Annotated in this window: 4 protein-coding genes; 3 read left to right on the top strand and 1 reads right to left on the bottom strand. The window is 58.1% G+C overall.

Annotated features, from left to right (window positions below):
- The 3 genes from rplQ to bfr form a co-directional block, all read left to right on the top strand.
- On the top strand, positions 1–256 hold a 256-nt coding region (gene rplQ / locus ACIONG_RS23265; RefSeq protein WP_401302953.1), incomplete at its 5' end, for a 50S ribosomal protein L17.
- Positions 257–496: 240 nt separating this feature from the next.
- Positions 497–1951: a catalase gene (locus tag ACIONG_RS23260; protein ID WP_401302951.1), complete on the top strand. Its 1455-nt coding sequence runs from the start codon at positions 497–499 to the stop codon at positions 1949–1951.
- Positions 1952–2100: 149 nt separating this feature from the next.
- Positions 2101–2565 (top strand): bacterioferritin, encoded by a 465-nt coding sequence (bfr, locus tag ACIONG_RS23255; protein WP_103303763.1) that lies wholly within the window; start codon positions 2101–2103, stop codon positions 2563–2565.
- A gap of 65 nt (positions 2566–2630) precedes the next feature.
- Here the strand turns inward: bfr and uvrA are convergent.
- The coding region (uvrA, locus tag ACIONG_RS23250) for an excinuclease ABC subunit UvrA (RefSeq protein WP_401302948.1) at positions 2631–5348 on the bottom strand (2718 nt) is incomplete at its 5' end.

Genomic DNA, 5348 nt, shown 5'->3' with positions numbered 1-5348 from the left:
GCGCCGCGTTGCCGAGCCGCGGATCACTCTGGCCAAGACAGACAGCCTGGCTAACCGCCGTCTGGCTTTCGACCGTACTCGTTCGAAAGCTCTCGGGGGTAAGCTCTTCAACGACCTGGGCAAGCGTTACGCTACCCGTGAGGGTGGCTACCTGCGCATCCTCAAGTGCGGTTTCCGCGCTGGCGACAACGCGCCTATGGCGTACGTCGAGTTGGTTGATCGTGCTACTGCTGGCGAAGCTGTATCCGCCGAGTAAGACGTCAGTCTGAAACGAAAAACCGGGCCTAGTGCCCGGTTTTTTGTGTCCGCTAGAAAATGCGCTGTTCGTACAAGCTTCTGACACTGTTCTGTTGTCACTATGTACTGAGAAACATGATTAGTAATTATCTATCGATGTCTACAAGTTAATGAATTTGTAGGTGTCACATGGATGATCAATACTTCTCAGCAAGCCGATTAGCCGGCAGTTCCAAGACTGACAGAGGAAGAAGACCGTATGAGCCAGATCAAAACGCTTACGACCGCCAGTGGCGCACCTGTCGCTGATAACCAGAATTCTCGCTCCGCCGGTCCACGTGGCCCGCTGCTGCTCGACGATTTTCACCTGATCGAGAAGCTTGCCCATTTCAACCGTGAAAACATCCCTGAGCGCCGAGTACACGCTAAAGGCTCGGGTGCTTACGGCACTTTCACTGTCACTCGCGACATCACCGAGTACACAAGTGCCAAGCTGTTCGAAGCTGTCGGCAAACAAACTCCGACGTTCCTGCGTTTTTCAACCGTAGGTGGCGAGCGCGGTTCGGCCGACACTGAGCGTGATCCACGCGGCTTTGCACTGAAGTTCTATACCGAAGAAGGCAACTGGGACATCGTTGGTAACAACACGCCGGTGTTCTTCATTCGTGACCCGCTGAAATTCCCGGATTTCATCCATACACAGAAACGCCTCCCGCAGAGCAATCTGAAAAGTGCGCAAATGATGTGGGATTTCTGGTCGCATTCGCCCGAGGCGCTGCATCAGGTCACCATTCTGTTTTCCGATCGCGGCATCCCGGACGGCTACCGTCACATGCACGGCTTCGGCAGTCACACTTACAGCCTGATCAGCGCCAAAGGTGAGCGTCATTGGGTCAAGTGGCACTACAAAACCAAACAAGGGATCAAGAACCTCGCGCCTGCAGATGCTGCTCGCCTGGCGGGCACCGATCCTGACTACGCACAACGTGATCTTTTCGAAGCCATTGAGCGCGGGGACTTCCCAAAATGGCGCGTGTGCATCCAGATCATGACCGAAGCTCAAGCAGCGGCGCATTACGAGAATCCGTTCGACGTAACCAAGACCTGGTCGCAGAAAGAGTTTCCGCTGATCGAAGTAGGTGAGCTTGAACTGAATCGTAATCCGCTCAACTATTTCGCCGAGGTCGAGCAAGCGGCATTCGGCCCAAGCAACATGGTGCCTGGCGTCGGTCTGTCGCCGGATCGCATGCTTCAGGGCCGCGTGTTCGCATACGCCGATGCCCATCGCTACCGCGTCGGTACCAATCACCAGCAACTGCCGGTCAACGCACCCCGCAGCCCGGTGAATACCTACCAGCGCGATGGTTCGATGGCTTTCGGCAGCAACGGTGGGGCAGCGCCTAACTACGAGCCGAACAGCTACATCGAGTCGCCGAAGCAAGCGCCGCATTACGCTGAGCCGGCATTGGTCCTGAGCGGTGCAGCGGATCGTTACGATCACCGTGAAGATACCGATTACTACAGCCATGCCGGCGCGCTGTTCCGTCTGATGAGCGACGATCAGAAAGCGCTGTTGGTGAGCAACATTGCCGGTGCGATGGCTAGTGTTTCCAGTGATGTCGTTGATCGCCAGTTGCAGCATTTCTACAAAGCCGATCCGGCGTATGGAGAAGCAATCGCAAAGCTGCTCAACGTACAGCTTAACGAAGTCTAAACGAGAAGCAGAACCGCCCTCATTTGGGCGGTTTTTGCGTTATTTAGGCTGCTTTTCTAAGAATATCTTCGCTTTTATTGCGCGAAGTGGGTGACCTTCCAGTCAGCTTGGTTCAAACTACAGACTTTCAAGCCGGGCGATGTAGGGCGATGCAAGGCCACCCAGACGTTATCGATTACCTCAACACGTTGCTGACCGGCGAACTGGCCGCGCGTGACCAATATTTCGTTCATTCGCGGATGTATGAGGACTGGGGGTTCACCAAGCTCTACGAGCGAATCAACCATGAAATGGAAGAAGAGGCTGGTCACGCTGATGCGTTGATGCGCCGCATTCTGATGCTTGAAGGCACCCCGCGCATGCGTCCAGATGATCTGGATGTCGGCACCACCGTGCCGGAGATGCTCGAAGCGGATCTGCGTCTCGAATACAAAGTCCGCGCCGCGCTGTGCAAAGGCATTGAGCTTTGCGAACTGCACAAAGACTACGTCAGCCGTGAGATTCTGCGGGTTCAGCTCAACGACACTGAAGAAGATCACACCTACTGGCTGGAAAAGCAGTTGGGTCTGATCAAGCTGATCGGTCTCGAGAACTACCTGCAATCCCACACCTGATTGCCACAGATACAAAAAAGCCCCTGTCACTGATGAAGTGACAGGGGCTTTTTCATGTCCGGTGTTTATGCACGATCGCGGATCAGCAACGGCTTGAGGTAATGGCCGGTGTGAGACTGCTTCATCTCGGCCACTTGCTCCGGCGTACCGGTGGCAATGATCTGTCCACCTTTGGAGCCACCTTCTGGCCCGAGGTCGACCAGCCAGTCGGCGGTTTTGATCACATCCAGATTGTGCTCGATCACCACTACAGTGTTGCCGTGATCGCGCAGACGGTGCAGTACGTCGAGCAATTGCTGAATATCGGCGAAGTGCAGACCGGTGGTCGGCTCATCGAGGATGTACAGCGTCTTGCCGGTGTCGCGTTTCGACAGCTCGCGAGACAGCTTGACCCGCTGCGCCTCACCGCCGGACAGGGTCGTCGCCGATTGCCCGAGCTTGATGTAGGACAGGCCGACATCCATCAACGTTTGCAGCTTGCGCGCCAGCGCCGGCACCGCGTCAAAGAACACCCGGGCTTCCTCGATGGTCATCTCGAGGGTTTCGTGGATGCTCTTGCCCTTGTACTTGATCTCAAGGGTTTCGCGGTTGTAGCGCTTGCTCTTGCACACGTCGCACGGCACGTAGATGTCCGGCAGGAAGTGCATTTCCACTTTGATCAAGCCATCGCCCTGGCACGCCTCGCACCGACCACCCTTGACGTTGAACGAGAAACGCCCCGGGCCGTAACCGCGGGAGCGCGATTCCGGTACGCCGGCGAACAGTTCGCGAATCGGTGTGAACAGGCCGGTGTAAGTCGCCGGGTTGGAACGCGGGGTACGGCCAATCGGGCTCTGGTCGATATCGACGACTTTGTCGAGATGTTCCAGACCTTTGATGCTGTCGTGCGCCGCGGCTTCCAGCGTAGTCGCGCCATTGAGAGCAGTGGCACTCAGCGGGAACAGCGTGTTGTTGATCAGCGTCGATTTGCCCGAACCGGACACGCCAGTCACGCAAGTGAGCAAGCCAATCGGAATCTCGAGGTCCACGTTGCGCAAGTTGTTGCCGCGCGCGCCCTTGAGTGCCAGAACCTGCTTCTTGTTGCGCGGTGTGCGCTTGGGCGGCACTTCGATCTTCACCCGCCCCGACAGGTATTTGCCGGTAAGGGAGTCCGGGTGCGCCATGACTTCGGCCGGCGTACCTTCGGCGACAATCTGCCCGCCATGTACACCGGCGCCCGGGCCGATATCCACAACGTAGTCGGCCAGACGAATCGCGTCTTCGTCGTGCTCGACCACGATTACCGTGTTGCCGATGTCGCGAAGATGCTTGAGCGTGCCGAGCAGTCGGTCGTTATCGCGCTGATGCAGACCAATGGACGGTTCGTCGAGGATGTACAGCACGCCTACGAGGCCGGCGCCGATCTGGCTGGCCAGACGAATCCGTTGTGCCTCACCCCCGGACAACGTGTCGGCACTGCGATCCAGCGACAGATAATCGAGGCCGACGTTGACCAGGAACTGCAGGCGCTCGCGGATTTCCTTGAGGATCTTGTCGGCGATCTCGCCGCGACGGCCGGTCATCTTCAGCTCGCCGAAGTACTCGCAAGCATCGCCGATTGGCAGGTTGGTGACCGCTGGCAGCGTTTTCTCGCCTACCCACACGTGACGTGCCTCACGACGCAGACGGGTACCGCGGCAGTCCGGGCAAGACTGGGTGCTGAGGAACTTCGCCAGCTCTTCACGCACGCTCGCCGATTCGGTTTCGCGGTAGCGGCGTTCGAGGTTGGGGACGATGCCTTCGAACGGATGCGAGCGCTTGACGATGTCGCCACGGTCATTCAGGTATTTGAAGTCGACGTTCTGCGAGCCGCTGCCGTGCAGGATGAACTTTTGCTGATCGGCCGGCAGTTCGTTGAACGGCACTTCCAGACTGAAGCCGTAATGCGAGGCCAGTGAGCCTAGCATCTGGAAGTAATAGACGTTGCGCCTGTCCCAGCCGCGAATCGCGCCTTCAGCCAGCGTCAGGTCACCATTGACCAGTCGTTTGATGTCGAAGAACTGCTTCACCCCCAGACCATCGCAAGTCGGGCAGGCGCCGGCCGGGTTGTTGAAGGAGAACAGCTTCGGCTCCAGTTCGCTGATCGCATGACCACAGATCGGGCAGGCGAAACGCGCGGAGAAGATCATTTCTTCGCCCGGCTCGTCGTCCATCGGTGCCACCAGGGCGATACCGTCGGCCAGTTTCAGTGCGGTCTCGAAGGACTCGGCCAGACGTTGCTGCAGGTCGGCGCGAACCTTGAAGCGGTCGACGATCACATCAATCGAATGCTTCTTCTGTTTATCCAGTTTCGGCAGCTCGTCAAGCTCGCAGATCCGGCCGTTGACCCGGGCGCGGACGAAGCCCTGCGCACGCAGCTCTTCAAACACCGACAGGTGCTCGCCTTTGCGCTCACGGATCACCGGCGCCAGCAGCATCAGTTTGCTGCCTTCCGGCTGAGCCAGCACCAGATCGACCATCTGGCTGACGGTCTGCGCTTCCAGTGGAATGTCGTGATCCGGGCAGCGCGGCGTCCCGACGCGTGCATAAAGCAGGCGCAGGTAATCGTAGATTTCGGTGATGGTGCCGACCGTGGAGCGCGGGTTGTGCGAGGTCGACTTCTGTTCGATGGAGATGGCCGGCGACAGCCCTTCGATGGTGTCGACGTCGGGCTTTTCCATCATCGACAGGAACTGCCGGGCATAGGCCGACAGCGATTCGACATAGCGGCGCTGGCCTTCGGCGTACAGCGTGTCGAACGCCAG

Origin of the sequence: Pseudomonas sp. NPDC087817, assembly GCF_044742875.1 — a bacterium.
GTDB lineage: Bacteria > Pseudomonadota > Gammaproteobacteria > Pseudomonadales > Pseudomonadaceae > Aquipseudomonas.
Note: the sequence above shows the minus strand (reverse complement) of the source record. Positions and strands in the feature narration are given on the sequence as shown.

Coding starts and splice junctions, on each gene's coding strand:
- ACIONG_RS23260 (WP_401302951.1), top strand. CDS start 497: ATGAGCCAGATCAAAACGCTTACGACCGCCAGTGGCGCACCTGTCGCT.
- bfr (WP_103303763.1), top strand. CDS start 2,101: ATGCAAGGCCACCCAGACGTTATCGATTACCTCAACACGTTGCTGACC.